Origin of the sequence: Cocleimonas sp. KMM 6892 (assembly GCF_035798195.1) — a bacterium.
GTDB classification, from domain to species: Bacteria; Pseudomonadota; Gammaproteobacteria; order Thiotrichales; family Thiotrichaceae; genus Cocleimonas; species Cocleimonas flava.
This window is the reverse complement of the sequence record NZ_JAPFBV010000001.1, coordinates 825,239-851,244: the sequence shown is the minus strand read 5'-3', so window position 1 is coordinate 851,244 and position 26,006 is coordinate 825,239. Positions and strand designations below refer to the sequence as shown.

The 26,006-nt window shown below is 38.2% G+C and carries 19 protein-coding genes; 10 read left to right on the top strand and 9 right to left on the bottom strand.

Going from position 1 to position 26,006, the window contains the following annotated elements:
• The first annotated feature begins 100 nt into the window (after positions 1 to 100).
• The 5 genes from dnaN (at position 101) to OO007_RS03865 (ending at position 6,097) form a co-directional block, all read left to right on the top strand.
• Entirely contained in the window at positions 101 to 1,207 is a 1,107-nt protein-coding gene (gene dnaN / locus OO007_RS03885) for a DNA polymerase III subunit beta (protein ID WP_131904697.1), read from the top strand.
• A gap of 24 nt (positions 1,208 to 1,231) precedes the next feature.
• Entirely contained in the window at positions 1,232 to 2,317 is a 1,086-nt protein-coding gene (gene recF, locus OO007_RS03880) for a DNA replication/repair protein RecF (RefSeq protein ID WP_325807819.1), read from the top strand.
• A gap of 129 nt (positions 2,318 to 2,446) precedes the next feature.
• Positions 2,447 to 4,864, top strand: coding sequence for a DNA topoisomerase (ATP-hydrolyzing) subunit B (gene gyrB / locus OO007_RS03875; RefSeq protein WP_325807818.1), 2,418 nt, complete (start codon positions 2,447 to 2,449; stop codon positions 4,862 to 4,864).
• 12 nt (positions 4,865 to 4,876) lie between these two features.
• Positions 4,877 to 5,644, top strand: coding sequence for an exodeoxyribonuclease III (locus OO007_RS03870; protein WP_325807817.1), 768 nt, complete (start codon positions 4,877 to 4,879; stop codon positions 5,642 to 5,644).
• A 141-nt stretch (positions 5,645 to 5,785) separates the two neighbouring features.
• Complete coding sequence (locus tag OO007_RS03865; protein ID WP_325807816.1) at positions 5,786 to 6,097, top strand: hypothetical protein; 312 nt, start codon at positions 5,786 to 5,788, stop codon at positions 6,095 to 6,097.
• A gap of 17 nt (positions 6,098 to 6,114) precedes the next feature.
• On the opposite strand, the gene OO007_RS03860 is transcribed toward OO007_RS03865, so the two are convergent.
• The 7 genes from OO007_RS03860 to OO007_RS03830 form a co-directional block, all read right to left on the bottom strand.
• Positions 6,115 to 6,534 (bottom strand): hypothetical protein, encoded by a 420-nt coding sequence (locus tag OO007_RS03860; protein WP_325807815.1) that lies wholly within the window; start codon positions 6,532 to 6,534, stop codon positions 6,115 to 6,117.
• Positions 6,535 to 6,629: 95 nt separating this feature from the next.
• Positions 6,630 to 7,829, bottom strand: coding sequence for a cytochrome-c peroxidase (locus tag OO007_RS03855; protein WP_325807814.1), 1,200 nt, complete (start codon positions 7,827 to 7,829; stop codon positions 6,630 to 6,632).
• Positions 7,830 to 7,844: 15 nt separating this feature from the next.
• Entirely contained in the window at positions 7,845 to 8,276 is a 432-nt protein-coding gene (locus OO007_RS03850) for a FixH family protein (RefSeq protein WP_325807813.1), read from the bottom strand.
• Positions 8,245 to 9,774 carry a copper amine oxidase gene (locus OO007_RS03845; RefSeq protein WP_325807812.1) on the bottom strand — a complete coding sequence of 510 codons (1,530 nt, stop codon included), beginning with the start codon at positions 9,772 to 9,774 and terminating at the stop codon, positions 8,245 to 8,247. Before OO007_RS03845 ends, OO007_RS03850 begins: the two co-directional genes overlap by 32 nt.
• Positions 9,775 to 9,788: 14 nt before the next feature.
• Positions 9,789 to 14,147 (bottom strand): Ig-like domain-containing protein, encoded by a 4,359-nt coding sequence (locus tag OO007_RS03840; protein ID WP_325807811.1) that lies wholly within the window; start codon positions 14,145 to 14,147, stop codon positions 9,789 to 9,791.
• A 12-nt stretch (positions 14,148 to 14,159) separates the two neighbouring features.
• The gene (locus OO007_RS03835) at positions 14,160 to 15,338 is read right to left on the bottom strand and encodes a copper amine oxidase (protein WP_325807810.1); all 1,179 of its coding nucleotides are present in this window, start codon (positions 15,336 to 15,338) and stop codon (positions 14,160 to 14,162) included.
• Between the two features lie 2 nt (positions 15,339 to 15,340).
• On the bottom strand, positions 15,341 to 16,021 hold the full coding sequence (locus tag OO007_RS03830; protein WP_325807809.1) for a hypothetical protein: 681 nt from the start codon (positions 16,019 to 16,021) through the stop codon (positions 15,341 to 15,343).
• Positions 16,022 to 16,264: 243 nt separating this feature from the next.
• Here OO007_RS03830 and OO007_RS03825 point away from each other — a divergent pair, with 243 nt between their 5' ends.
• The 5 genes from OO007_RS03825 to OO007_RS03805 all read left to right on the top strand — a co-directional run bounded on the left by OO007_RS03825 (position 16,265) and on the right by OO007_RS03805 (position 23,717).
• Positions 16,265 to 16,945, top strand: a complete 681-nt coding sequence (locus OO007_RS03825; RefSeq protein WP_131904685.1) for a TIGR00153 family protein — start codon at positions 16,265 to 16,267, stop codon at positions 16,943 to 16,945.
• Between the two features lie 11 nt (positions 16,946 to 16,956).
• The gene (locus OO007_RS03820; RefSeq protein ID WP_131904684.1) at positions 16,957 to 18,219 is read left to right on the top strand and encodes an inorganic phosphate transporter; all 1,263 of its coding nucleotides are present in this window, start codon (positions 16,957 to 16,959) and stop codon (positions 18,217 to 18,219) included.
• A 657-nt stretch (positions 18,220 to 18,876) separates the two neighbouring features.
• On the top strand, positions 18,877 to 20,799 hold the full coding sequence (locus tag OO007_RS03815; RefSeq protein ID WP_131904683.1) for a PrkA family serine protein kinase: 1,923 nt from the start codon (positions 18,877 to 18,879) through the stop codon (positions 20,797 to 20,799).
• A gap of 54 nt (positions 20,800 to 20,853) precedes the next feature.
• The gene (locus OO007_RS03810; RefSeq protein ID WP_325807808.1) at positions 20,854 to 22,146 is read left to right on the top strand and encodes a YeaH/YhbH family protein; all 1,293 of its coding nucleotides are present in this window, start codon (positions 20,854 to 20,856) and stop codon (positions 22,144 to 22,146) included.
• Entirely contained in the window at positions 22,143 to 23,717 is a 1,575-nt protein-coding gene (locus OO007_RS03805; protein WP_325807807.1) for a SpoVR family protein, read from the top strand. The genes OO007_RS03810 and OO007_RS03805 overlap by 4 nt, the downstream gene beginning before the upstream one ends.
• Positions 23,718 to 23,820: 103 nt before the next feature.
• Here the strand turns inward: OO007_RS03805 and OO007_RS03800 are convergent, their stop codons facing one another.
• Positions 23,821 to 24,630 carry an ankyrin repeat domain-containing protein gene (locus OO007_RS03800; RefSeq protein WP_325807806.1) on the bottom strand — a complete coding sequence of 270 codons (810 nt, stop codon included), beginning with the start codon at positions 24,628 to 24,630 and terminating at the stop codon, positions 23,821 to 23,823.
• Positions 24,631 to 24,843: 213 nt separating this feature from the next.
• Positions 24,844 to 25,908: a class II fructose-bisphosphate aldolase gene (fba, locus tag OO007_RS03795; protein WP_131904679.1), complete on the bottom strand. Its 1,065-nt coding sequence runs from the start codon at positions 25,906 to 25,908 to the stop codon at positions 24,844 to 24,846.
• Positions 25,909 to 26,006 lie beyond the last annotated feature (98 nt).

Here is a 26,006-nt window from a genome sequence, read left to right as displayed (position 1 = left end):
TCTTTAAATATATGATTTAATTGTATTTATTAACTTTGTTAACAGTAAACCATTACCCCTATTACTACTATTATCTTTTAAATATATATATAATATAAATATGAAATTAACTATTTCCAAAGAAACATTGCTCGATCAACTCACTCATGTTGTCGGTGCTGTAGAAAAAAAACACACTAGCAAAATTCTTGAAAATATATTAATTCAAGTCTCAGAAAATCAATTAAGCCTTGTTGGTACAGACCTTGAAATTGAAATGTCTTCTAAACTTGATATTCAAGCAGAAGAACCTGGTCAAATTACTGCACCTGCAAGAAAGCTTTTTGATATTTGCAAAGCTTTGCCTGCTGACTGTTTTATTTTATTTGAAACGGAAGGTGAAAGACTTCACATCAAAGGACTTAGAAGTAAATTTGAATTAGCAACGTTACCTGCAGAAGAATATCCACTGCTTGATGATATTCCGATACAAAACGAAATCACTATTCCAGAAAAAGATTTAAAACTTTTGATGGAAAAAGTCTCATTCTCAATGGCGAATCAGGATGTCAGATATTATCTTAATGGTTTGTTGTTAGAACTATCTGATAATAAACTTTTGGCAGTTTCTACTGATGGACATCGTCTAGCAGTTTCTGAATTTACAGTTGAAGATCTTAAATTAGATTCTCCTTTGAAAATCATTGTGCCACGTAAAGGGATTCTAGAATTAACTCGTTTACTTGATTCTACCAGTGAAATTCCCGTTGCCTTACAAATCAGCGATAACCATATTCGCGTTCACAAAGATAATATTAGATTTACATCAAAACTTATTGATGGAAAATATCCAGATTATCAAGCAGCAATACCATCTAACTGCCAACACAATATTGAACTTGATCGAGAACAATTCAGAGATACTTTGTCTCGTGTTGCTATTTTGTCTAATGAAAAATTTCGTGGAATACGTCTAAAGCTTCAAAACGGTGTAATGGTTCTTCACAGTAACAATCCCGAAAATGAAAGTGCTGAAGAAGAAATTGATATCAATTATTCTGGTGAACTATTCGAAATTGGTTTTAACGTGACTTATCTGCTCGAAGCAGTAAATCATCTAGAAGGTAAAATTGTTCATCTTGAATTATCTACACCTGATAGCAGTGCCCTATTACATTCATCGGATGATTTGCAAACACGTTATGTTGTTATGCCAATCCGTTTGTAATTATATTTCATATCTTCTGATCTTATGTGGATTCAGAAACTCAACATTAAAAATGTACGCTCAATTCAGGATGAAAGTTTAGACTTTTGTCCTGGATTCAATATCATCATTGGTGATAATGCTTCTGGTAAAACAAGCTTACTCGAATCTTTAAGTTTATTATCTAGTGGTAGATCATTCAGGTCTTCCCATATTTCTGAAGTAATCAAATATCAACAACCATCAGCTTTGGTGAATGCTACACTCAATAATAATAATTCTTCAATAAAAATGGGTATTGATAAAAGCCAGAGTAAAACGTCAATTCGTATTAATCAGAAAGACATTTTTTCTCAAGCTGAACTTAGTTCTCATTTACCTATAACGATAATTCATCCAAATTCTTTAGAACTGATTACTGGAGCTCCATCGTTACGAAGAGCGTATATCGATTGGTTGGCTTTCTATATTTTTCCTGATTTTTATTCAAAGTGGAAAACCTATCAGCATGTTTTAAAACAAAGGAATATCTGTTTAAAGTCACCTAAACATTTTTATGCCTTAGATAAATGGACCAGCGAACTCGTTATTAACCAACCTGAAATTATTAAATACCGACATCAAACGGTTAAATTAATTAAACCGATACTTCAAAAAATCACTTCTGTGTTATTACCCAAACTTGATATCAATATTGAATTATATTCGGGCTTTCCAAATGATATTCAAACGGATTCGAAATCCTTACTGGATTTCTACAAATCAAAATCTGATATTGATATTAAATTTAAGCGAACGGTAACTGGTGCTCACAAGGCTGATCTAAAAATAAACCTAGGCGATACATCTGCTTCTCAGTCTGCGTCGAGAGGACAACTTAAACTAATTGCAATATCTTTACTTTTAGCTCGAAGTGAAATTATTCTTGAAACGAAATCCAGTAAAGGTATTTTGTTAATTGATGACTTATCTTCAGAGTTAGATGTTATAAACCAGAATAAGCTTTTAAAATTCATTTCAGATTTGAAATTACAATCCATCATCACCACTACCAAACCTTTAACTTATGATTTGGACCAAGCAAAGATGTTTCACGTGAAACACGGGTCATTTTCTGAATATCAAGGTTGAAGAAGTCTAGCTAATCTAAATACATTTCCTGCTAAATAGTATATAATTTGTCGGTTATATTTGCCTGCACAAAAATAAAATTCTCAAGCAATTTTAAGTGCCTAAAATCTTATTGATAGGTTGTAAAGAATGTCTGAAAAAAATGATTACGATTCTTCGAGTATTACGGTCTTAAAAGGACTTGAAGCTGTTAGAAAAAGACCCGGTATGTATATCGGTGACACAGACGATGGAACTGGTCTTCATCACATGGTGTTTGAGGTCGTCGATAACTCGATAGATGAGGCCTTAGCAGGTCACTGTACCCAAATCACTGTAAAGTTGAATACAGACGGTTCTGTGACTGTTTCTGATGATGGTCGTGGCATACCTGTTGATGAACACGAAGATGGTGGGTCAGCTGCTCAAATTATCATGACGGTACTTCATGCCGGTGGTAAGTTCGATGATAATTCATATAAAGTCTCTGGCGGACTTCATGGTGTTGGTGTTTCTGTTGTAAATGCTTTATCTGAAAAGTTGACGTTAACGATTCAGCGTAACGGTGAAGTTTACAGACAAGAATACAGTATGGGTGATCCAACCACAGAAATGGAAGTGGTTGGTAAAGCTGAAAAGACAGGTACGAAAGTTCGCTTTTTACCGAGCAAAGAAATCTTTGCAATTCACGAATTTAGTTTTGATATTTTAGCGAAAAGATTAAGAGAATTATCTTTCCTGAATTCAGGTGTAAGAATTCATCTTATCGATGAACGTGGTGAAGGCGAAGATATAGTTTTCGAATATGAAGGTGGTATTAGCGCTTTTGTTAGTCATCTGAATGATAAGAAAACACCGATACATGAAAAAGTAATTAGCTTCGATACGATGAAAGATGATGTCGGTGTTGAAGTGTCTTTACAATGGAATGACTCGTATCAGGAAAATATTTTCTGTTTTACTAATAATATTCCACAGCGTGATGGTGGTACTCATCTCTCCGGTTTCCGAACAGCACTGACAAGAACGTTAAATCAATACATAGAAAGAGAAGGCGTTTTATCGACTAAAAAGAACGATAAAGTTTCTTTAACGGGTGATGATGCGCGTGAAGGTTTAACCGCTGTGTTATCTGTGAAAGTACCAGATCCTAAGTTCTCATCTCAAACAAAAGATAAATTAGTCTCTTCAGAAGTGAAAGGTATTGTTGAATCTGCGATGGGCGAAAGCTTGTCAGAGTTTTTAATAGAGAATCCGAAAGAAGCAAAAATCATCTGCGCTAAGATGGTTGAAGCAGGAAGAGCTAGAGAAGCTGCACGTCGAGCAAGAGAAATGACTCGTCGTAAGGGTGCATTAGATATAGCTGGTCTACCAGGTAAACTTGCAGACTGTCAGGAAAAGGACCCGGCGCTTTCTGAAATATACTTGGTGGAGGGTGATTCTGCGGGAGGTTCTGCAAAACAAGGAAGAGATCGTCGAACTCAAGCAATTTTGCCACTCAAAGGTAAAATTCTGAATGTAGAGAAAGCTCGCTTTGATAAAATGCTAGGTTCTGCAGAAGTAGGAACTTTAATTACTGCATTAGGTTGTGGTATCGGTAAAGAAGAATTTGATCCCGATAAATTACGTTATCACCGTATTATTATCATGACCGATGCGGACGTCGATGGATCTCATATCAGAACGTTACTCTTAACGTTCTTCTATCGACAAATGCATGAACTAGTAGAAAGAGGGCATATTTATATTGCTCAACCTCCGCTTTATAAAATAAAGAAAGGTAAACAAGAACAGTACGTAAAAGACGATGATGAGTTAAACGAACGTTTATTACAATTAGCACTGGAAGATGCTGGTCTGTTTACTGAAGAAGGATCTCCTGCGATTAAAGGCGAAGCGCTTGAAAAACTAGCGAATGAATTCCTTGTTATCAATAATATAATTAAACGTCTATCACGTCGTTATGATCAAGATGTATTAGAAGCAATGCTGTTTACGTCTGCTGGGACTAAAGACATAGATAGTACTACGGGCACCGACTGGTTAAATGGAGCGGTAGAAACGGCGAATGATAAGTTTAATGGCACTCGTAATTATAAAGCTCAGTTAAAAGAACTTGAGGGTGATGATTGGAGTATCCAAATCACTCGCCGTATGCATGGAGTAGATACAGAATATTTCTTTAATAAAGATTTCTTTGCTAGCCCTGAAATGACCTTATTAGTTGAATTGAACAGAAAACTAGATGGCTTGCTGAATGAGAAAAGTTATATACAACGTTCAGATAGACGAGAATATGTTTCTCGCTTTGATAATGTTATAGCCTGGTTAATGAAGGAAGGTCAAAGAGGACTGAATATTCAACGCTATAAGGGTCTGGGTGAAATGAATCCTGAGCAACTTTGGGATACAACAATGGATCCTGAAACCCGAAGAATGCTTCGTGTAAATATTCAGGATGCGTATCAGGCAGATGAAATTTTCTCTACGTTGATGGGTGATTTAGTAGAACCTAGACGTGAGTTCATAGAAAATAATGCATTGAATGTTGCCAATCTAGACGTATAGAAAAGTACAGTTATGAAGATAATTACAGCAAATACAAATGGTATTCGTGCTGCTGCAAAAAAAGGTTTTTTTGACTGGCTAGAAAAACAGGATGCTGATGTTACCTGTATTCAGGAAACCAAGGCTCAAATCCATCAACTTGAAGATCCTATGTTTCATCCTGGGTTTAGTTATTACAATGATGCCGTTAAAAAAGGTTATAGCGGAACCGCTCTTTATTGTAAAAGAGAGCCCGATGATTTGATAAGCGGGACAGGCTACGAGACGTTTGATTCAGAAGGACGTTATCTAGAAGCTAAATTTGGCAACTTAAGCGTTATCTCTTTGTACATGCCTTCGGGTTCGGCGAAAGATGAAAGACAGCTTATTAAATATGAGTGTATGGATTTCTTCATGAATCTTATGGAAGAAATGAAATCTTCTGGCAGAGATTATATTATTTGTGGCGATTGGAATATTGCCCACAAGAATGAAGATATCAGGAACTGGAAAGGCAATAAAAAGAACTCTGGATTCCTTCCGGAAGAGCGTGCCTGGTTAGATACCCTTTTTGATGATGTTGGCTTTGTAGATGCGTTCAGAGAATTAGAACAGGAAGAACATAGCTATACATGGTGGTCAAATCGAGGTCAGGCTTATGCTAACAATACTGGTTGGCGCATTGATTACCATGTACTGAGTCCTTCACTCAAAGGAACTGTTAAGAAAACAGAAATCTATAAGGATGAGAAGTTCTCAGATCATGCGCCTCTGATAATCGATTATGACTATGACATTTAATTGATTAGCGCTATTGATGAATCAGGAAATCAAGATAAAAAAGTGCTCTAAAGTAGGGGGGTGCCTTATAAAGAATTCAAAAGGCACCCCCCTACTTTAAGGCTATATTTTCATTCCCTGTTAACAAGGTTGGTGATTAGCATGCCAAGAATAGCTAAGAAAATTTTTATTATTACTGTAGCTATATGTGCTGTTGTCGCATGTCAAACTAAAGCAGATAAAAATTATTCTTCTAATTTAGAAAATAAAAATAATACACAAGCTCAGGTGTGTTCAAATCCAAGACCTGAAATATGTACGAGAGAATATAAGCCAGTTTGTGCAGTTGTAGATACTAAGGTTAGATGCGTAAAAGCACCCTGTCCTTCAACTATCAAAAAGACCTATTCGAATAGCTGTACGGCCTGTAGTGATAATAATGTCTATGAATATAGTTTAGGTGTTTGTAAGTAATTACTTTTTATTATCAATTACTTAACAAAAGTATATTTATAATTTCCGCTGCTTAAGATGAGTTTATTCTTGTCTAAGAAATCAATTCCGTACTTAAGAATTATATCGTCACCGTTGATAGGCGAAAGATTTGTAACATATAAAATCTGACGTTTGATATGCCAATTTTCAGCATCTACAGAAAATGCATCGGGTATTAAACACGCATCTCCTACAGACTTGTAATATCTGTTTTTATAAAACGTTTGTGACCACGATGTATCTTTACAATCATCAGCTTGGCGTTCGTATTTCCAGGTCCCACTTGTTAGTGTTTTTTCAATTTTGACGTCTTTTTGAGATTTAAGCGGATGTGATGACATAGTATTAGTAGCAGTATTAAAATTGCTGCAACCCGTAAAAAGAACAGACAATAATATTAGCGGTATAACTTTCATCAGAAAAAATCCATTTAGCCCATTAGAGTGAATATTGTTACGCATTGTTACATAATGTTAAGTGATAAAAAAGTGTTTAGCCCAGACAAATAGCGTTATAAAGTAAGTAAGAAATTAACAATATCTTGTTGTTCTTTAACAGTTAAAGAAATAGGTGGTAGATCAACTTCTAGCGCCCTTTTTTCATCAATACTACTGTAATATTTTAAAACTTCTTCTAAATTACTAAACCTGCCATCATGCATATAAGGTGCAGTTTTAGAAAGGTTTCTAAGAGACGGTGTTTTAAAAGCACCAGAAAGACCATGCTTGTTTCTATTGATGTAATTTAATTCAACACACTCTTCTTTTTTTGCATCACTGTATTTGCTTAAACAATTAAACTCATCATGAATAACAGCATTTATAACTTCAGATCTACCGTTATCGTACGCAAGAATCCCGGTTCCTATATTGTGAAACTCTTTATTAGTAAAAAGTGGACCGTTATGACAATTTGAACAACCTGATTTTTGATCTATAAAAAGTTTATAGCCGTTTATTTCAGATTTATTAAGAAGTGAAGAACGTCCTGTGACCGATAACTCATACGCAAATTTATCAAAACGTGATTCTTTAGATTCAAGCGTAGTGACATAAGAAGCAATCGATTTGCCAATATTAGTAAAAAATAAATTTATTCTATCTCGTTGATTGCTATTGAGTTTCTTCCATTCTATTAAACCTTGTAAATCTGCATTAGGGCCAGCCTTAGCAGGTAGATTTGTAGCTATAGAGGTTTTAGTTAGAGATTGTTTAAATACAGATTCGTACAGAGTTTTATAAGTATTATCATTAATGAATAAATTAAATAACTCTACTCTGGTGAAGTTTTGTTCAGCGGGGTTTTCAATAGAACTTAAAACTTGTGCCCAAAGGCTGTCTTTACTTCCATCAGCAAAAAACCAGTTATGGTGTGCTGAATTCAAAAGCGTTGGTGTGTTTCTAAATCCTTTTTGTAAGCCAACAGCAAGGTTATGATTGTCTGTAAAAGATTTTTCTTTTATATGACAGGAAGCACAGGATATCTTTTTATTACTACTTAAACGTGTATCAGAAAATAGTTTTTCACCTAATGAAATAACGTTTTTATCTAATAAATATTTGTTTGACGGGTCTTTTACGGGTTGTAGTTTTTTAAGGGTGAACGCCGAGATCTGTTGAATGTCTTTATCTGACCAGCTATTAGCACTAATTGAAGAAACAATTAGTATCGAAAATAAGGTAAAAATTAGATTAAAAGAATACTTAATCATTGGATTTTTTGAAAATTAATCAATGACAAAATTAAAAGTGACAATATCGCGTGGTAGCTTATCAGTTTTTTCGATCAGAAATTTAAGTTGCCATGCACCAGGCATACTGAACTTTAAACCATTGATAATATGTACTTCTTTCTCACTATCCCAACTTATAGTTGGAGAGGTAGGTAAGCCATGATGATGTTCTGGCATACCACCCTCTATTTTAATAATAGCATTAGATATAGGATTAGAATTATCACTAAGAACCAAACTACATGGAAGAAAACCGCCCAAAGTGGGGGGGTGCTTACACATTAAATCAACAGAGTAGTGTTCGTTTTCAGATACTTGTGATTTTTTCCAGCTAGCAGTGTTGTTGGCGTAAAGAGATTGGAAATATAAAAGCAGGCCGAAAATTAAAATAGATTTAATCATTGTTCTTAAATCTGAAAAATACATTGAATAAAATTAATCCCAGTAGACTGAATAACAGCATTATTGAAAGTGTTCCACCACCAGAACTTGAACCAGTAGATGCTGCAGATACCACCCAATTAAACTGCGTAGAAGCACTTTGCTGTCCATCGGACACAGTAATTTGCACAAGATAGGTTCCTGCTGTTGAAATAACGCCGCTAATTACACCTGAACTGGTGTTTATAGATAAGCCAGTAGGTAAATTAGAAACATTATAAGTCAAGCTATCACCATCTGAATCACTAGCTTGAATATTGAGAGTGATAGAGTCAGAGATTTGACTATTTTGATTGGCTACAGTTGCAATGGTTGGTGCGTTATTAGTCACATCATCACTTAAGGTATTGCTTGCATTCCAGTCACGCGGAACTATTTTTAAATGACTCCAGTGTGCATCCATGTGGGGTGCATCTTCTGAGCGCGGCATATGGTAAAAGGTGACACCAGCCCAGACAACAATATCGTTATCGACGATGCTTTCACCATTTACAAATTCATCCAGGTTTGCACCGCCACTCGTATTGTGTGAGGCGAAGCGTTCGTTATCATTCTGAGTGGTAACGAAAAAGTCATTATGAGTAAATGGTTCACTGGCTGGGCCTATATCCTGATGACCCATTTCACTAAGAATGACATCATAAGAGATGCTGTGACCATTTTCATTTTTAGCTGATTTATCACGGACCCGCCAATGACGCATGGTTTCGGGGTTAACTTTACGAGCTGCTTCCGTAGAAAAAGGGATAATACTTCGCTCTCTTTTTCCATTTACGAGATTAAAATTGATTTCTTCTACAGCATCATCTAGATAAGTTTTATTAAGATCGAAGTCTAATTTCCAAAAGAAATTATGTAAATGTGCGATACCTACTCTATTATCAGCTAATAACCAGCCTGTACTATCGTCTGTACCAAAACGTTGTAACGCACCAGTGGCTCCCATCCAGGGTTCAATTTTACCATTATCAAAAAATTTCCAGGTAGGTATATAGTAATAAGCGCCAACCGGTGAAACACTAAATAAACTTAAATAATAACCATTTGCGGTATTAGTGCCTGATTTAAATGAAATGTCCTGTTTTGTGGTTTGTTTGCAGAGTACGTTTTTTCCACTGAAAGGAATCAGACTTCCATCCAAACATTCATCAGATTGAAGTTCTAACATATTCAAACCACCGATCCCGAGATCAGATAAATCATGGAAGCGAGTACCATTATCGTCATAAGGTACATGTATTTGGGCAATAGCAGCCTGGTTTAAAACCATTCTGCGTGTGCCATTTTTCGGCGTAAAATAGATACTTTTGAATATGATGCCTTCTCTATCTTTATGTTCCCAGCACATATCCCAACGTGCTCCATTAGGAAATATTTCATTCACATAAAATTCATTACCACAATTTTCAGCGGCATTAGCGTGACTAAACCCGAGTAAGGAAAGAGTAAATAGTAAAACTATTTTTATGAGTAATTTATTCAAAATGTTTGCTCTTATTATTTTATTCTAAATCTTAACAATCCAATAAAGCTAAGTAATATTAGCCATTCAAGTGGGACTGAACCCCCTCCACTTGAACTAGAATTATCAGTGTCTGTATTCGTATTTGTACCACTATTTGTTCCATTTTCAGCTATATTTAATACAACTGTTTCAACAGAACTATCAAAAGTGCCATCATTGGCTATATATCTAAAGCTATCTTCACCTACATAATCTGAATCAGGTGTATAAATATAGTTTTGACCACTGCCCGAAAGAATGCCGTTGTTAGGTTGCTCTAATAGTTGGTAAGTGAGTGTATCGCCATCAAGGTCTGATGCGGATAAAGTAATCTCACTAGTCGTATTGCTCCTGACACTAAATGATATAGAAGATGCAACTGGTCGACTTGATGAACTTGAAGTACCTCCTGAAAGTTGGTACTCAAAATAATCCAGTGCGTTAGGGTAAGTATCTATACTGCTACCGCCAAACGCATCATTGTCTCCTACAAAAATTACTCGCATCTTATCCGGATTTCCAATAAGACTTCTGGCAAAGCCTAATTCCACGGTGTTGGCATTATAGCTAACTGTGGCTGTTGCGAAATTGTTCCAACTCCAACTACTTCCATCACCAGTGTAGCGCTGAATTTGAGTACCTTCGATAACATATTCAGCGCCGACAGTGCCTATTTTATAGCCGCTATCAGGATTAGAATCGGTATCTATAAATGTTTGCCAACCCCAATTGATAAAGCTGCCATTATTAGCATCGGCATTGATAGCATTGTAACTTTGGTACATGAAATAAATATCTGATCCGTTATGAGCTGTCGCAGCACGTTGCCAATCAATAACGTTATTGATTCCGCCGATGTCATTACCATCTTGTGTATAAGCAGAGAGACTAGCCCACTCCTCGTTATTACCATCAATGGATATGCTACTTACAGGGTTGGAGTAAGCTCCACCTTCAGCTCCAGAAACATTTATGCTCACGGTAGCATTAGAACTAATGGCATTACCGTCATTTACATTAAACGTGAAACTGTCTTGCCCTATAAAATTACTATTTGGAACATAAGTCAGATTAGGGGCAACACCGGATAAAGATCCATTAGACGGGTTAGATACAATACTGTAAGTAAGATTATCGTCATTAGGATCGGATGCTACTAATGTAATGTTAACAGTAGAATTTGAATTTACAGAGACAGACTGTGTATAAGCGATGGGTCGCCCATTAGAGCCTGAATCTCCACCGGTAATGTCGTATTCGAAAAAGCGAATACTGGATTGCGCATTATTTTGTCCGTTGGGATATAAGTCTGCACCAGAACCAGCATAAGAACTACTATCGCCTGAAAAACTCACTCTAATTGAATCAGGGTTGCCTAATTGGCTGAGAGGCAATGCTAATTCAGCAATATTACCTTGATATTGAGATTCAACTGAACCCAAGTGAGCCCAGCTCCAATTACTTCCGCTTCCGTCGTAACGCTGAATTTGATTACCTTCTAAAACGTAATCAGCACCGATAGCACCAGTCTGATAGCCGGTAGAAGCGTTCTTATCGGTATCTATAAATGTCTGCCATCCCCATGCTAGATAAGAACCAGAACTGTTGCTTGGATCGATATTGCCTCTGTTATTATAGAGCAAATAGAGTTTAGAACTGTCATGCGCAATTGCCGCATTTTGCCAATCAATATTTCCTGAAGCGTCATCTGCATCGTCTTCAAAACGAATTAATGTCGACCAATCAGAATCATCTCCATTAACCGATATGGGGGAGCTTACATAGTTAGCAATAGCTCCATTGGTTTGTCCGTTTGTTACCGTAATAGATACAGTGGCAGATTGACTGTTTAATAAACCATCATTAGCTTGAAAACGGAAATTGTCTGACCCCGTGTAATTATCATCTGCGGTATAAACCAGATTAGGAGCAGAGCCACTTAAAGAACCGTGTTGAGGTTGTTGGTTAACGGTATAACTTAAACTGTCATTATCGGCATCAGATGCTGTGAGTATTAAACTTATAGAGGCACCACTACCAACCGAAAGCTGTTGATTATTAGCGATAGGAGCCGAATTAGGTGAACCAGAACCCGTAAAGGTGTAGCTAAAGAATCCAGTATCTGGGTATCGGTCAGTACTATCACCATTAAATGCAGCATTATCTCCCAGGAATATCACTTTCATGCTTTGAGGGTTGCCAATACTCGAACGAGGAAATCTCATTTCAACATTAGCACCTGAATACATTAACGTTGAAGAAGTTACGACATCCCAACTCCAGCTGGTACCAGTACCTATATAACGTTCTATTACATTGCCATTGATGACGTAATCAGCGCCAATAGAGCCTTGTTGATAACCGGTATTTACATTGTTATCTGTATCTAGAAAAGCTTGCCAACCCCAAGGAATATAGGAACCTGAAGTATTACTAGGGTCTACATTTTGTCTATTCTGATAAGTCATAAAGACATTTTGCGGGCTATGAGCAATAGCAACTTTTAGCCAATCTATTTGATTATTTTGACCACTAATGTCATCAGCATCATTACTGAAGTATTCTAAACTGCCCCAATCTGAGACTGCGCCATTAATAGTAATTGACGTATTAGAGACTTCATTCGACGTTGAATTTGTAGGGGAAGATATAACCCAATTAAAAAATGTGTTAGCGGATCTCGAAGAATCGCTAACAGTAACCGTAGTAGAAAAGTTTCCTGTAGTACTTAAGGTACCTGTTATACGCCCAGAATTTGCATTGATTTGTAAGCCGTTGGGAAGTCCAGTGGCACTATAACTCAGGCTATCACCATCTGAATCATTTGCCTGAATAGCAAGATCTATGCTGTTACCGACCAAACCTGTTTGATTCCCAGGAGAGGAAATTGTAGGTGCAGTATTTGTATTAGCAGATACAAGCCAGTTGAATAGTATCGAACTGCTGTCACTCCCATCGCTTACAGTTATGGTCGTACCATAGTTACCAGCAATTGAAGCAGTCCCTGAAATTAATCCTGAGCTACTATTTATCTGAAGACCATTTGGGAGTCCCGCCGCTGAATAACTTAAAGAATCACCATCAACATCAGTCGCCTGAATAGCTAAACTAACAGAGCTACCTTGTTGTGTATTTTGATTACTTAGTGAAGTAACAGTGGGTGGTGTATTGACAGGAATACTGCCTAAAGGATTCGATGCGTGCCAGTCACGCGGCACTATTTTTATGTGGCTCCAATGCGCATCCATATGTGGCGCATCTTCTGAACGTGGCATGTGATAGAAAGTAACGCCAGCCCAGACCACGATATCGTTATTAGTAATTGATTCACCATTGGCAAATTCTGCCAGGTTACTTGCACCTGTTGGATTATGAGAAGCAAACTTCTCTTCATTTTTTTGTTTAGTGACATAAAAGTCATTGTGCGTGAAGGGTTCACTCGCTGGACCTATATCCTGATGGCCAGCTTCATTGATTAAAATATCGAATGAAGCACTATGATTATTAATATTTTTAAGTGTTTTATCTTTTATTCGCCAATGACGCATCGTATCTGGATTAACTTTGCGTGCTGCTTCCGTATTAAAAGTTGTAATGGTTCTTTGTCTTTTACCACTGACTAATGGGAAGTTAATCTCCTCAACAACATCATCAAGGTGTGATCCGTTTAAATCGAAATCAAGTTTCCAGAAAAAATTATGTAGATGAGCGATACCAACACGGTTATCACCTAGTTTCCAACCACGGCTCTGATTAGATCCATAACGTTGTAATGCACCTGTTGCGCCTATCCATGGTTCAATTGTACCGTCGTCCATAAAACGCCAGGTAGGAATATAGTAATAAGCACCAACAGGCGAAACACTAAAAAGACTTAGATTTTTAGCATTAACAACATTGTTGCCGCTTTTATGCGCTAATGGCCTAGATTCAATCTGCTTGCATAAAACGTTTTTACCAGAAAAATTGAGTAAATCACCTGCCGGACATTCATCGCTATTTAAGCTAATAATATTATTTCCACCAATACCATAATCGGAAATATCGTGATAACGCGCTCCATTATCGTCATAAGGAACGTGTATTTGGGCTACAGCGGCATGGTTTAATATAAGACGGCGTTGCCCATTTTTAGGCGTGTAGTAGACATGATGGAAAATAATGCCTTCGCGTTGTCGGTGTTCCCAACACATATCCCATTTCGAGCCATTGGGGAGAGTCTCATTAATAAAATAATCATCGCTACAATGTTCGGCCGCTTCTGCATTTTTTGTGGACAAAGACAGAACTGTTAATGCGAGTAGAATACTAAGCAGTATGCGGCTGAAACTATTTTCTAACTGAATAATCATTTTATATTTTCATTACAGTCGATTAATCGATGTCCAGTCTCGAGGCAGTAGAATAAAGTTACTCCACTGAACAGCGACAGGAGAAAAGTCTTCATCTCTTGGAAGTGTGTGATGAGCCATGCGGTACCAGACAACAATATCTTTAGCGTTTGTATTTTGTGAATTTACAAACTCAGACACGTTGCTACCGCAACTGCTTGCTGGGTTGTTAACAGCGAATCTTTCGCAGGCATTATAAGCAGTGATATAAACATCATTTTTTAACCATGGTGAGCTACTGTTGCCTTTACTCTGTTGTGCATAGTTGAGTAATACCATTTCATAAGACACGGGCTGGTTTGCATTATTTGTTTCGCTTTGGTCTTTAATGCGCCAGAATTTTTTATCAGCTGGCGTAAATGATGCCGCAAGTTCTGACGATATGGTTTGAGTCTGTTTGGTTTTAGTTAATCGATCAGAAGATGGAACACTTTTAATTTGTTCAACAACATCGTTACTATTACTGGATCCTATATCAAAATCGAGTCGCCAAAAGAAATGATCGGTGAAGCTGGTAGAGAGTTTATTTTGCGAAGTTACTGGCCAACCTGCATTTGAATCTGTCGTTGTTTTCGTGAATTGACCGGTAATACCAACACCCGTTTCTATCGTGCCGTTTTCGAGAAAAGTCGAACGAATGATAAACTCTCTTGAGTTTATGTTTGATGCACTTAGTATTTCTAGTTTGCTTCCTTGCCTGCGGATATTGTCTCTATATCGATAAATATAACCGTTGGCACTAGAGACTTCACACAATACATTTCTACCTGCATATTCGTGTAATTGACCACCTTCACACATAGAAGCATTAAGTGTTTGCAAACTATTTCCGCCTAAGCCGAAGTCTGTAACCAGGAACTGATCAGCTGAATCATCATCATATTCTGTTTGAATTTGAGAGAGACTCATTTCACCTATAACTTTTCTTCTGTTTGAATTAGCTGCTTTATAGTGAATATCACTTAACACCACGCCCTCTTCATCTCTCACTTCCCAGCAAAGATCCCAAGCGGCACCTGAAGAAAAAGTTTTGGAAATTGTATTACCAGCAGCGCAAGAGAAGGTATTTGGTCGCGCAAAACTTGAACTGGCAAATAACAACGAAGATAAAGTGAAAAGCGCGAAACCGGCTTTGATTATTTTATTACTCATACTTAAAAACCAATTCTTTGGGTTACAACACCAGCAGATAAATTAACGATTGGTGAAATTTCAAATACAATATTTTCATCGGTATACAGCATTAGCTGTGCGCAACGATGAATACCACATTGTTTACTCGCTTCGTTTACTCTATTAGGCAAACTGTCTGCAGTGAAAGTAAATGCTTTAATATTTAGCTCAGATGTATCATTAAGTGTACGTGACGTGATTCTATTGTATTCATGCTCAAGAATCTGACGCTCGTCTTCATCCTCAAACACTATCTCTTTAGCTCGCTTAAGCTCATTTACTGTTAAAGGAAGTTGCACACCCTGTTTAGTAACGGTGCTTATAATTTCTGATGTGTTTAAATCAACCAGAGATTGTTCTAATTCATCCGTTGAGTAGTTGTAGATATAGACATCCGCGCGACGTTGATCCTTAGGTGCACCTTTTTCTTCGTTACGCTCAATCAATAACAGTTCCTGATTATCATTAACCGTTACACCACCTTCAGATTTAGCAGCTAAGGTTTGAGGGGTGACTAAGTTTCCTACTCGGGATATTTCATCAACGGTCAAAGGGTCATTATTGTGTGCATAAGCATTGCTAAAACTAAGAAAACTTAGGATACCAATGCTAATAATTATTGATGGAAGCATTTTCATGCAGGATGGTCTAGAAAAAATCATTATCAACTCACCAAAATAAATTTTTATTATATCCGACAAAGTATAAACCAGATTGACTACATTAATTTGATATTAGTCAAACAGTTACTGCCACTTGTCTGATATTTACTGTAAATACAGGCGATAAATATACATAAGCTAAGGTTTTTATTGGTATTGGTAGATTACTTTACAAGCAGTCATACACACAATAAACTCCGCCTAAATTTTAACTACCCCCCTTCCTTTACTTGGTGAATAGCTATGGTTACAAAAAACTATATGTCTGGCCTGTTTGGTAGATCTCCCATAACCCCTTTGCAAGAACATATGTACCGTGTTTACCGGTGCGTAAGACATTTATCGCCACTTATAGAAGGTATGGTGGAGTCTGATGAGAAAAAGGTTCTAAATGCACAAAAAGCAATTGCAAAAGGTGAGCATGATGCGGATAAGATGAAGCGTGAATTACGCACTCATCTTCCGAAAGGGCTCTTCATGCCTGTTGATAGGCGTGATGTACTTGATGTATTACTTCGCCAAGACATTATTGCGAATCAGGCGAAAGATATTGCTGCTCTGATTGTCGGACGGAAAATGCAATTGCCGGCAGAAATGAATGAACCATTTTTAGTTTTCACCAAACGTTGTATCGATTCGGTAAAACAGGCGTTACATACCATTAATGAACTGGATGAATTAGTAGAGACAGGGTTCAGAGGACTTGAAGTCGAACGTGTAGAAGGCATGCTTTCTGATTTGGGTGCCATCGAAAGTGAGACAGATACGATGCAAGATGATTTAAGAGCCACACTCTTTAAATTAGAGGATGACCTAAGCCCAGTAGATGTAATTTTCACCTACAGGTTGATAGATTGGGTTGGAAATGTGGCCGACAATGCCGAGCGTGTTGGTAGTCGTTTATCTTTGATGCTAGCACGATAGGTATATAAATCATGGAATTTTTAACTGATACAACGTTTATCTATATTACTCTTGCGGCCGTTTTTGGCATTTTCATGGCATGGGGTATTGGCGCAAATGATGTTGCTAATGCAATGGCGACGTCGGTAGGCTCAAAAGCGATCACCATTAAACAAGCGATTATAATTGCAGCAATATTTGAATTTTTAGGTGCCTACCTTGCTGGAGGGCAAGTTACTAAAACCATCAGAAAAGGTATCGTTGATCTCAATGCTTTTGATGGTAATCCGGATTTATTGATCTGGGGCATGCTCGCCTCATTATTAGCTGCAGGTACATGGCTATTAATTGCATCCATGAAGGGTTGGCCGGTTTCTACCACGCATAGTATTGTCGGTGCGGTTATTGGATTTGCTGCAGTCGGCGTTAGTGTTGACGCTGTTAGCTGGGGCAAAGTGGGTACCATTGTAATGAGCTGGGTGGTTTCACCGGTACTTGCAGGGGGCATAGCATTTGCGGTGTTCAAAAGTATCCAAAACCTGGTTATTAATACGAGTAACCCTTTAGAAAATGCAAAAAAATATGGACCGTTTTATTTATTTATGGTCGGTTTCATTATTGCCTTGGTGACAATCAAAAAGGGTTTAAAGCACATAGGCCTGGATGTTAATGGCGGCATGGAATTTGTCTACGCGATTATCTTAGGCTTGTTAGTAGCGCTACTAGGTGTGTATTTAATCAAAAAAGTAAAGTTTGATGAAAAAGCTGAAAAACGCTTTCACTTTGCTAATGTTGAAAAAATATTTGCTGTATTAATGGTTTTTACCGCTGCGGCTATGGCTTTTGCTCATGGCTCAAATGACGTAGCAAATGCAGTTGGACCTATGGCGGCTGTTATTAGTGTTGCTCAATCTGGCGAACTAGCTTCAAAATCTGAGTTGCCAAGCTGGGTGTTGCTAGTAGGTGCTATTGGTATTGTTATAGGCCTTGCTACCCTAGGTTACAAAGTAATGGCGACAGTAGGTAAAAATATAACTGAGTTAACACCAACTCGTGGTTTTTCTGCAGAAATTGGGGCGGCTTCGACAGTAGTACTAGCCTCTTATACCGGTCTACCAATTTCAACTACGCAAACATTAGTGGGTGCGATTTTAGGTGTTGGTTTAGCCAGAGGTATCGCAGCAATAGACTTACGCGTTGTGGGTAATATATTCATGTCTTGGGTAATTACCTTACCGGCTGGCGCTATTCTCTCGATATTATTCTTCTACATGCTGAAAGGAATATTTGGTTAGAAGCATACACTCTAAAAAAGTGCCCGTAAGTGGGGAGGTGCCTTATTTAATTAATGTTTCAAGGCACCTTTCATACGTAACTATTTGATTCTCTTTTCATACGGAAATGAGAATCATTCCATTAAAATAATTAAAACAATAGAGGGTAATCATTAACTTTCAATTTACGAGCGCTTCAATATCAGCTAATATTAAGTCAGCTTCAATAATTTAATTGGTTGTAGCTCGGTCTTTTTATAAGGCTTTGGGGAATGTGTTTGGCAGCTTGTATATAGTGTATTAGACTAGTTTTTAATGCAAAATCTAATGCATACGAAACACAAAATTACGCATTGCAATTCGAATTCGATTAATAAAATATAAGTAATAATATAAGCAAAGCGAATTTTAGGGCAGTTTTAAAAATCACTAATCTGTTCTGTCGAACTAAATAAATAAACACAAGTCTAAACAAATAGATGAGTGTTAATTTTCAATCATTCTAAGCTACAAAGTTACGTATTTTTTGTGAATTTCAAGGCAAGATGCGGATATAACTTTACAAAGCATATTGCTGTTTAAGATTCAAAAAATAGAAGTAGTTCGCAAAAAATAAGTACCAAAAGCAGTTTAGATTATTGTTGATAAGACAATTATCAAAATAACCTGGGGTACATTATGAGCATCTTTGACAGTTATCAGTCACGTTACGAGTCATTTCTCGAGGAGGAATACTCACTTCAAGAATACCTAAATTTGTGTAAGGAGGATCCCTCTGTATACGCAACAGCAGCCGAAAGAATGTTAATGGCTATCGGAGAACCAGAGCTGATAGACACTGCCAATGACGAGCGTTTGAGCCGATTATTCTCTAATAAAGTAATAAAACGATACCCGGCATTTTCACAATTCTTTGGAATGGAAGATGCCATAGAACAGATCGTTTCATTCTTACGCCATGCTTCTCAAGGTCTGGAAGAAAGTAAACAAGTACTCTATTTACTAGGTCCTGTTGGAGGTGGTAAGTCATCATTAGCTGAGCGTTTAAAAGTGCTGATGGAAAAGATGCCGATTTATTGCATTAAAGATTCTCCTATCAATGAATCCCCACTTGGGCTATTCGACTCAGGAGAGGATGGCGCAATACTCAAAGAAGACTACGGAATTGATAAGCGCTATTTGGGCAATATCATGTCTCCTTGGGCGGTAAAACGCTTAAATGAATTTGGAGGCGATGTTACTCAATTCAAAGTAGTAAAACGATACCCGTCTCAGCTGAATCAGATAGCAATCTCTAAAACAGAACCGGGTGATGAAAACAATCAGGATATCTCAGCTTTAGTCGGAAAAGTTGATATCAGAAAACTCGAAGACTTTTCACAAAACGATACTGATGCTTATAGTTATTCGGGTGGTTTGTGTATGGCGAATCAAGGCCTGCTTGAATTCGTTGAGATGTTTAAAGCGCCAATCAAGGTATTACATCCATTATTAACCGCAACACAGGAAAAGAATTACAACGGCACTGAGAATATTGGAGCCATACCTTTTGATGGGATGATACTGGCTCACTCAAATGAATCAGAGTGGCAGTCATTCAAGAATGATCGTAACAACGAAGCATTCATCGACCGTATTTCTATTGTAAAAGTACCGTACTGCTTGAGCGTCAATGAAGAGATTCAAATCTATAACAAATTGTTGGAGGCAAGCTCACTCAACAAAGCACCGTGTGCGCCTGACACGCTTAAAATGCTTGCGCAACTCTCTGTGCTTTCTCGAATTAAAGAACCAGAAAACTCCAATACATTCTCTAAAATGAGCGTGTATAACGGCGAAAACTTAAAGGATATCGACCCTAAAGCAAAAACCTATCAAGAGTACCGTGATGTTGCCGGTGTTGATGAGGGAATGAACGGATTATCAACGCGTTTTGCATTCAAGATACTCTCTCAAGTGTTTAATTTCGATGCACAAGAGATTGCAGCAAATCCGGTACATCTGATGTATATCCTGGAAAAACAGATCGAACGAGAGCAATTCCCACAAGAAACGCAAGATCGTTATATTGGATTTATCAAAGAATATCTCAGCCCTCGTTATGTTGATTTTATTGGTAAAGAAATCCAGACAGCTTATCTAGAATCCTATTCAGAATACGGACAAAACCTCTTCGATCGTTATGTAACTTATGCTGACTTCTGGATTCAGGATCAGGAATACCGTGACCCTGAAACCGGTCAGATTTTAGATCGCGCGGCTTTGAATAACGATTTGGAAAAAATTGAAAAACCAGCGGGAATCAGTAATCCAAAAGACTTTAGAAATGAAGTTGTTAATTTTGTATTACGTGCAAAAGCACATAACGATGGTCAAAACCCGGTTTGGACCAGTTATGAAAAACTACGTCATGTGATCGAAAAGAAAATGTTCTCAAGCACAGAAGACCTATTGCCAGTTATATCGTTCAGCACCAAGTCTTCAAGTGAAGAGCAACAGAAGCATGATAATTTCGTTTCAAGGATGGTTGAACGTGGCTATACCGAGAAGCAAGTGAGATTACTTGCTGAATGGTATTTAAGAGTCAGAAAATCTCAATAAACTAGTAATTACCATGAAAAGCTAAGGAAACTGAAGCAAACTAACGGAGACAAAATGTCATCTTACATCGTAGATCGCCGGCTCAACAGTAAAAATAAAAGCACGGTTAATCGTCAGCGCTTTTTAAAGCGCTATCGAAAGCAAATACGCAAGGCTGTTTCCGACGCAGTAAATGAGCGTAAGTTAGAAGATATGGAAAATGGGGATAGCATCAGCATCCCCAAGAAGGATTTATCTGAGCCAGTTTTTAGCCATGGTAAAGGTGGCAACCAAAATATTGTTCATCCGGGCAATAAAGATTTCGTCGTGGGTGATCGATTCAAACGACCAGAAGGAGGTGAAGGAGGATCTGGTGAAGGCGAAGCATCAGATTCCGGCGAAGGTGAAGATGAGTTCGTTTTTCAGATCTCCCAGGAAGAATTCTTAGAGTTCATGTTTGAAGATCTGGCCTTGCCGAATATGATCAAACTGCAATTGAGTACGGATGATTCATTCAGTTATAAACGCGCCGGAATCAGCGAAGTCGGTAGCCCCAATCAAGTGAATGTGGTGCGTTCTTTGCGCAGCGCACAAGCTCGTCGAATAGCATTGGGAGGTAAAAAAAGAAGGAAGCGCAGAGAGTTGCGAGAGGAGCTTGCTGAATTTCTGGAAGCCACACCCAAGCCCTACGATGAAGAGCAAAAAAAGAAAAAGTTATTGCTGGAAGATGAAATTGCTTCATTAACAGCCCGCCTGGATGCGCTGCCCTATATCGATGAGTTCGACCTGAAATTTAATCTACGCGTGAAGATTCCACAGCCTTCGCCAAAGGCAGTGATGTTTTGTGTGTTGGACGTATCCGGTTCTATGACTCAGGAAATCAAAGACACCGCCAAACGTTTTTTCTATTTGCTGTATCTGTTTTTACATCGCAGTTACGAAAAAATAGACGTCGTGTTTATCCGTCACCACACTAAAGCGGAAGAAGTGAGCGAAGAGGATTTTTTCTATTCTCGTGAAACAGGTGGAACGGTTGTCTCGAGTGCTCTGGAACTGATGAATGAAATTATCAAAGAACGTTATCCTGCTGATCAATGGAATATCTATGGTGCTCAGGCATCTGATGGTGATAACTGGCAAAATGATACCGCCAAGTGCCATGAATTAATGACACAGCAAATTTTACCCGCTGTTCAATACTTCACTTATATAGAAATTGGGGAACAAGACCCACAAGAATTGTGGCGTCTATACACAGATTTAAAAGAGAGCTTTAACGATAGTTTTGCGTTGAGCAAAGTAAGAAATAACAGTGAAATTTTTCCAGTGTTCCGTGAGCTGTTTAAAAAAGAGGGGCTTCGGACATGAGTAAAACCAACAAACAAACACCGTTTTCCAAATTTGATGTAGATGGTCGTTCAGAACCCGCACAACCTCATGGACCTCATAACGAAAAGAACTATATTTCGACAAGTTCTGAGTGGACTTTTGAGTTACTCGAAAAATACGACAAAGAAATCAGCCGTATCGCTAAGGAGAAATTCAAGCTAGACACTTATCCGAATCAGATAGAGGTGATTCGTTCAGATCAAATGATGGATGCCTATGCATCAGTCGGTATGCCGATTAACTATAATCATTGGTCTTACGGCAAATCGTTTCTAAGTACGCAACAGGATTATCAACGCGGACGTATGGGATTAGCCTATGAAATCGTGATTAACTCCAGCCCATGTATCGCTTATTTGATGGAAGAAAACACGCTGACAATGCAGGCGTTAGTGATAGCGCATGCCTGTTATGGTCATAACTCTTTTTTCAAAGGAAATTATCTTTTTAGAGAATGGACAGATGCTGAAGCAATCATTGATTACCTGTTATTTGCCAAAGGTTATATCGCAAAATGCGAAGAGCGATACGGTGTTGAAGAGGTAGAAAAGGTACTGGATTCTTGTCATGCGCTGATGAATTACGGGGTCGATCGTTACAAGCGCCCTACTCCAATCTCGGTGGTTGAAGAACAAAAACGTCAGAAAGAACGCGAAGAATATATTCAGAAACATATCAACGACCTATGGCGAACATTGCCCGAAGAAAAAGATAAAGTGGCAAAGAAAAAACGTTTTCCAGAAGACCCACAAGAAAACCTTTTATACTTTATTGAGAAAACATCGCCAAAACTTGAAAACTGGCAGCGCGAAATAGTTCGAATCGTAAGAAAAATATCACAGTACTTTTATCCACAACGACAAACACAAGTCATGAATGAAGGCTGGGCGACGTTCTGGCATTACACCATTTTGCATGAGCTTTATGATGAAGGATTAGTCTCTGAAGGCTTCATCATGGAATTTTTGGTGTCGCATACGAGTGTTGTGGCACAACCAGATTTTGATAGCCCGTATTATTCAGGTATTAATCCTTATGCTTTGGGTTTTGCGATGATGCAAGACATTCGCAGGATATGTGAAGACCCCACAGAAGAAGATTATGAATGGTTCCCGGATATTGCAGGTAGCGACTGGTTAGAAACATTACATAATGCAATGCGCAATTATCGAGATGAGAGTTTTGTACTGCAATTTTTATCTCCGAAAGTCATGCGTGATTTTAAATTATTCCATTTGAATGACGACGACTCGCAAGAGACGATTGGTGTAGAAGCGATTCATAATGAGCAAGGTTACAAACAAATCCGTGATCAATTATCACAACAATATAACCTTAGTTATAGAGAACCAGATATTCAGGTTTTTGATGTTGATATTCTTGGGAATAGAACCCTAACCCTAAATCACTATATGAATAACCGCAGACCATTAGGGCCTGCAACGACTGAAGTCGTAAAACATATTCGCCAGTTATGGGGCTACGACGTCAAACTAAATTCAGTGGATGAAAATGGAGAAACCGTGACGAGCTATTCGACTTACGCTTAGCATTACTTGAGTAATAATGACTAACGTTAACTGATCTATTCTCGTTTAAAAAATATGCCCCAAAGTGGGGGGGTGGCAATAGAATTAGTCGTAATCGCTTATTCTAACGAACACCGAATGCGCCAAGAATTCGTCTGTCATTGGTCGCTTTAGCCATATCAATTGCACTCAATCCATCTGATGTTTTAGCATAAGGAGACGATCCACGCTGCTTTAGATAGTTAGCAATCTGAGCGTGGCGAAAGCGTGTAGCATGATGAATCGGTAACCAGTTATTAACTGTTCGGGCATTAATGTTTGCCCCATGATTGATTAAGTAGATGACTGCGGAATAATGTCCTTTTGCAGCCGCCATGTGCAGCGCAGTTTCTCTCTCTGAATTTCCTGAATTTACATTCACTCCACGATTTATCAATTGACCAATAGTTCGCACATCGCCTCTACTAGCCGCATCAAATAATTCATTGGATGTCGGTGCAGGTGCTTGGGTTGCTGCTGGTGCTCTTGGCGCAAGTCGATTTTGAGACGTTTGCACAGGTCTTTGTTGGAAATTTGTTTTTTTCTGTTGTAGCTGCTGCATTTGACGCTTTTTAGTTTGCTGCTGTAATTGCTTTTTGCGCGTTGCTAATTGCTGTTGTTTTCGTGATTGCTGTTGGGCATTTAACAGACGCACCTGCTCATTGAAACTCTGGTTCGACTGTGATGATTTTGTCACGGGTCTCGATGGTGGTTTCTTTACCATTCTTTTGGCTGGAGCTGCTTTTGGTTTTTTGAGTTGCTTTTGATACTCGCTTTGCAGGGCCCCAATATCAGACATATCGTAGGCATATTCAGAGTTTGCGCTTGCTGATAGATTACTTACCAGGAAAGTAGTGGTGACCACTGTGTATAAAGCGATGTTAGAGCATTTCATTTTAAGTTCCTTTGTAAGCACGTCTTATCTATTGATTATAAGATAAATAGTAAAAATCAGTTGCTTGATGATTAGGCAGTTATCTTTTTAAATACGCTTACTAAGGGTGTACATTGATTTAAATAGTTCACCCCCCTACTTACAGGCACTTTTTTTGGCATTAAAAAAGGGTGCTAAAAGCACCCTTTTTATAGACTTGTGAAACTTAAGAAATTAAGTCACTTTCTGGTCTAACTCACCAGATGCATAACGCTGTGACATTACATCTAATGAAATCGGTGTAATCTTTGACGCATTACCTTCACAACCGAATGACTCGAAACGTGCTTTACAGATCTGTCTCATCGCATTGGTAGACTCTTTCAAGAATTTACGTGGATCAAATACAGATGGGTTTTCTGCCATGAACTTACGGATAGAACCCGTAGACGCCATGCGTAAATCTGTATCGATGTTAACTTTTGCAACACCGTTTTTGATACCTTCAACGATTTCCTCAACAGGTACACCATAAGTCTGGCCCATATCGCCGCCATAGTTATTAATGATTTCTAACCAATCCTGAGGTACCGAAGAAGAACCGTGCATTACCAAGTGCGTGTTAGGAAGACGCTCGTGGATTTCTTTAATTCGATCGATGCGTAAAATATCTCCATCAGGCTCTTTGGTAAATTTGTAAGCACCGTGTGAGGTTCCGATAGCGATTGCTAATGCATCAACATTGGTCGCTTTAACAAAATCAGCTGCTTCTTCAGCCGAAGTGAGTAGCATGTCCATGTCGAGTTTGCCTTCAGCGCCATGACCATCTTCTTCGCCCATTTCACCGGTTTCTAGAGAACCCAAACAACCTAATTCGCCTTCTACAGATACACCACCAGCATGCGCCATTTTTACCACTTCTTTGGTAACACCGACATTGTATTCAAAACTCGCTGGAGTCTTCATATCTGCTTCTAGCGATCCATCCATCATCACCGAGGTGAAACCAGACTGAATGGAACGTAAACATACTGCAGGTTCAGAGCCATGATCCTGATGCATAGCAACAGGTATATGTGGATACATTTCAGTCGCTGCAGTTATCAAATGGCGTAAGAAAGGTTCGCCTGCATAAGCGCGCGCACCTGCAGAACCTTGTAATATAACCGGTGAATTTGTTTCATCCGCTGCTTGCATGATCGCATGTACTTGCTCCATGTTATTCACGTTGAACGCTGGCATACCGTAGCCATTTTCTGCTGCATGATCTAGCAGTTGTCTCATCGAAATCAGGGCCATTGAAATCTCCTTTACTATTTAATCACTTATAAAATTACGAATCAGTTAATCAGAATAATGTCTTTTTAACTGGCTTTAACAGTTTGGTGCGTTTGTTA

Coding starts and splice junctions, on each gene's coding strand:
- gyrB (WP_325807818.1), top strand. CDS start 2,447: ATGTCTGAAAAAAATGATTACGATTCTTCGAGTATTACGGTCTTAAAA.
- OO007_RS03860 (WP_325807815.1), bottom strand. CDS start 6,534: ATGAAAGTTATACCGCTAATATTATTGTCTGTTCTTTTTACGGGTTGC.
- OO007_RS03800 (WP_325807806.1), bottom strand. CDS start 24,630: ATGAAATGCTCTAACATCGCTTTATACACAGTGGTCACCACTACTTTC.
- OO007_RS03810 (WP_325807808.1), top strand. CDS start 20,854: ATGTCATCTTACATCGTAGATCGCCGGCTCAACAGTAAAAATAAAAGC.
- OO007_RS03820 (WP_131904684.1), top strand. CDS start 16,957: ATGGAATTTTTAACTGATACAACGTTTATCTATATTACTCTTGCGGCC.
- OO007_RS03830 (WP_325807809.1), bottom strand. CDS start 16,021: ATGATTTTTTCTAGACCATCCTGCATGAAAATGCTTCCATCAATAATT.
- fba (WP_131904679.1), bottom strand. CDS start 25,908: ATGGCCCTGATTTCGATGAGACAACTGCTAGATCATGCAGCAGAAAAT.
- OO007_RS03840 (WP_325807811.1), bottom strand. CDS start 14,147: ATGATTATTCAGTTAGAAAATAGTTTCAGCCGCATACTGCTTAGTATT.
- OO007_RS03870 (WP_325807817.1), top strand. CDS start 4,877: ATGAAGATAATTACAGCAAATACAAATGGTATTCGTGCTGCTGCAAAA.
- OO007_RS03825 (WP_131904685.1), top strand. CDS start 16,265: ATGGTTACAAAAAACTATATGTCTGGCCTGTTTGGTAGATCTCCCATA.
- dnaN (WP_131904697.1), top strand. CDS start 101: ATGAAATTAACTATTTCCAAAGAAACATTGCTCGATCAACTCACTCAT.
- recF (WP_325807819.1), top strand. CDS start 1,232: ATGTGGATTCAGAAACTCAACATTAAAAATGTACGCTCAATTCAGGAT.
- OO007_RS03805 (WP_325807807.1), top strand. CDS start 22,143: ATGAGTAAAACCAACAAACAAACACCGTTTTCCAAATTTGATGTAGAT.
- OO007_RS03815 (WP_131904683.1), top strand. CDS start 18,877: ATGAGCATCTTTGACAGTTATCAGTCACGTTACGAGTCATTTCTCGAG.
- OO007_RS03850 (WP_325807813.1), bottom strand. CDS start 8,276: ATGTATTTTTCAGATTTAAGAACAATGATTAAATCTATTTTAATTTTC.
- OO007_RS03865 (WP_325807816.1), top strand. CDS start 5,786: ATGCCAAGAATAGCTAAGAAAATTTTTATTATTACTGTAGCTATATGT.
- OO007_RS03855 (WP_325807814.1), bottom strand. CDS start 7,829: ATGATTAAGTATTCTTTTAATCTAATTTTTACCTTATTTTCGATACTA.
- OO007_RS03835 (WP_325807810.1), bottom strand. CDS start 15,338: ATGAGTAATAAAATAATCAAAGCCGGTTTCGCGCTTTTCACTTTATCT.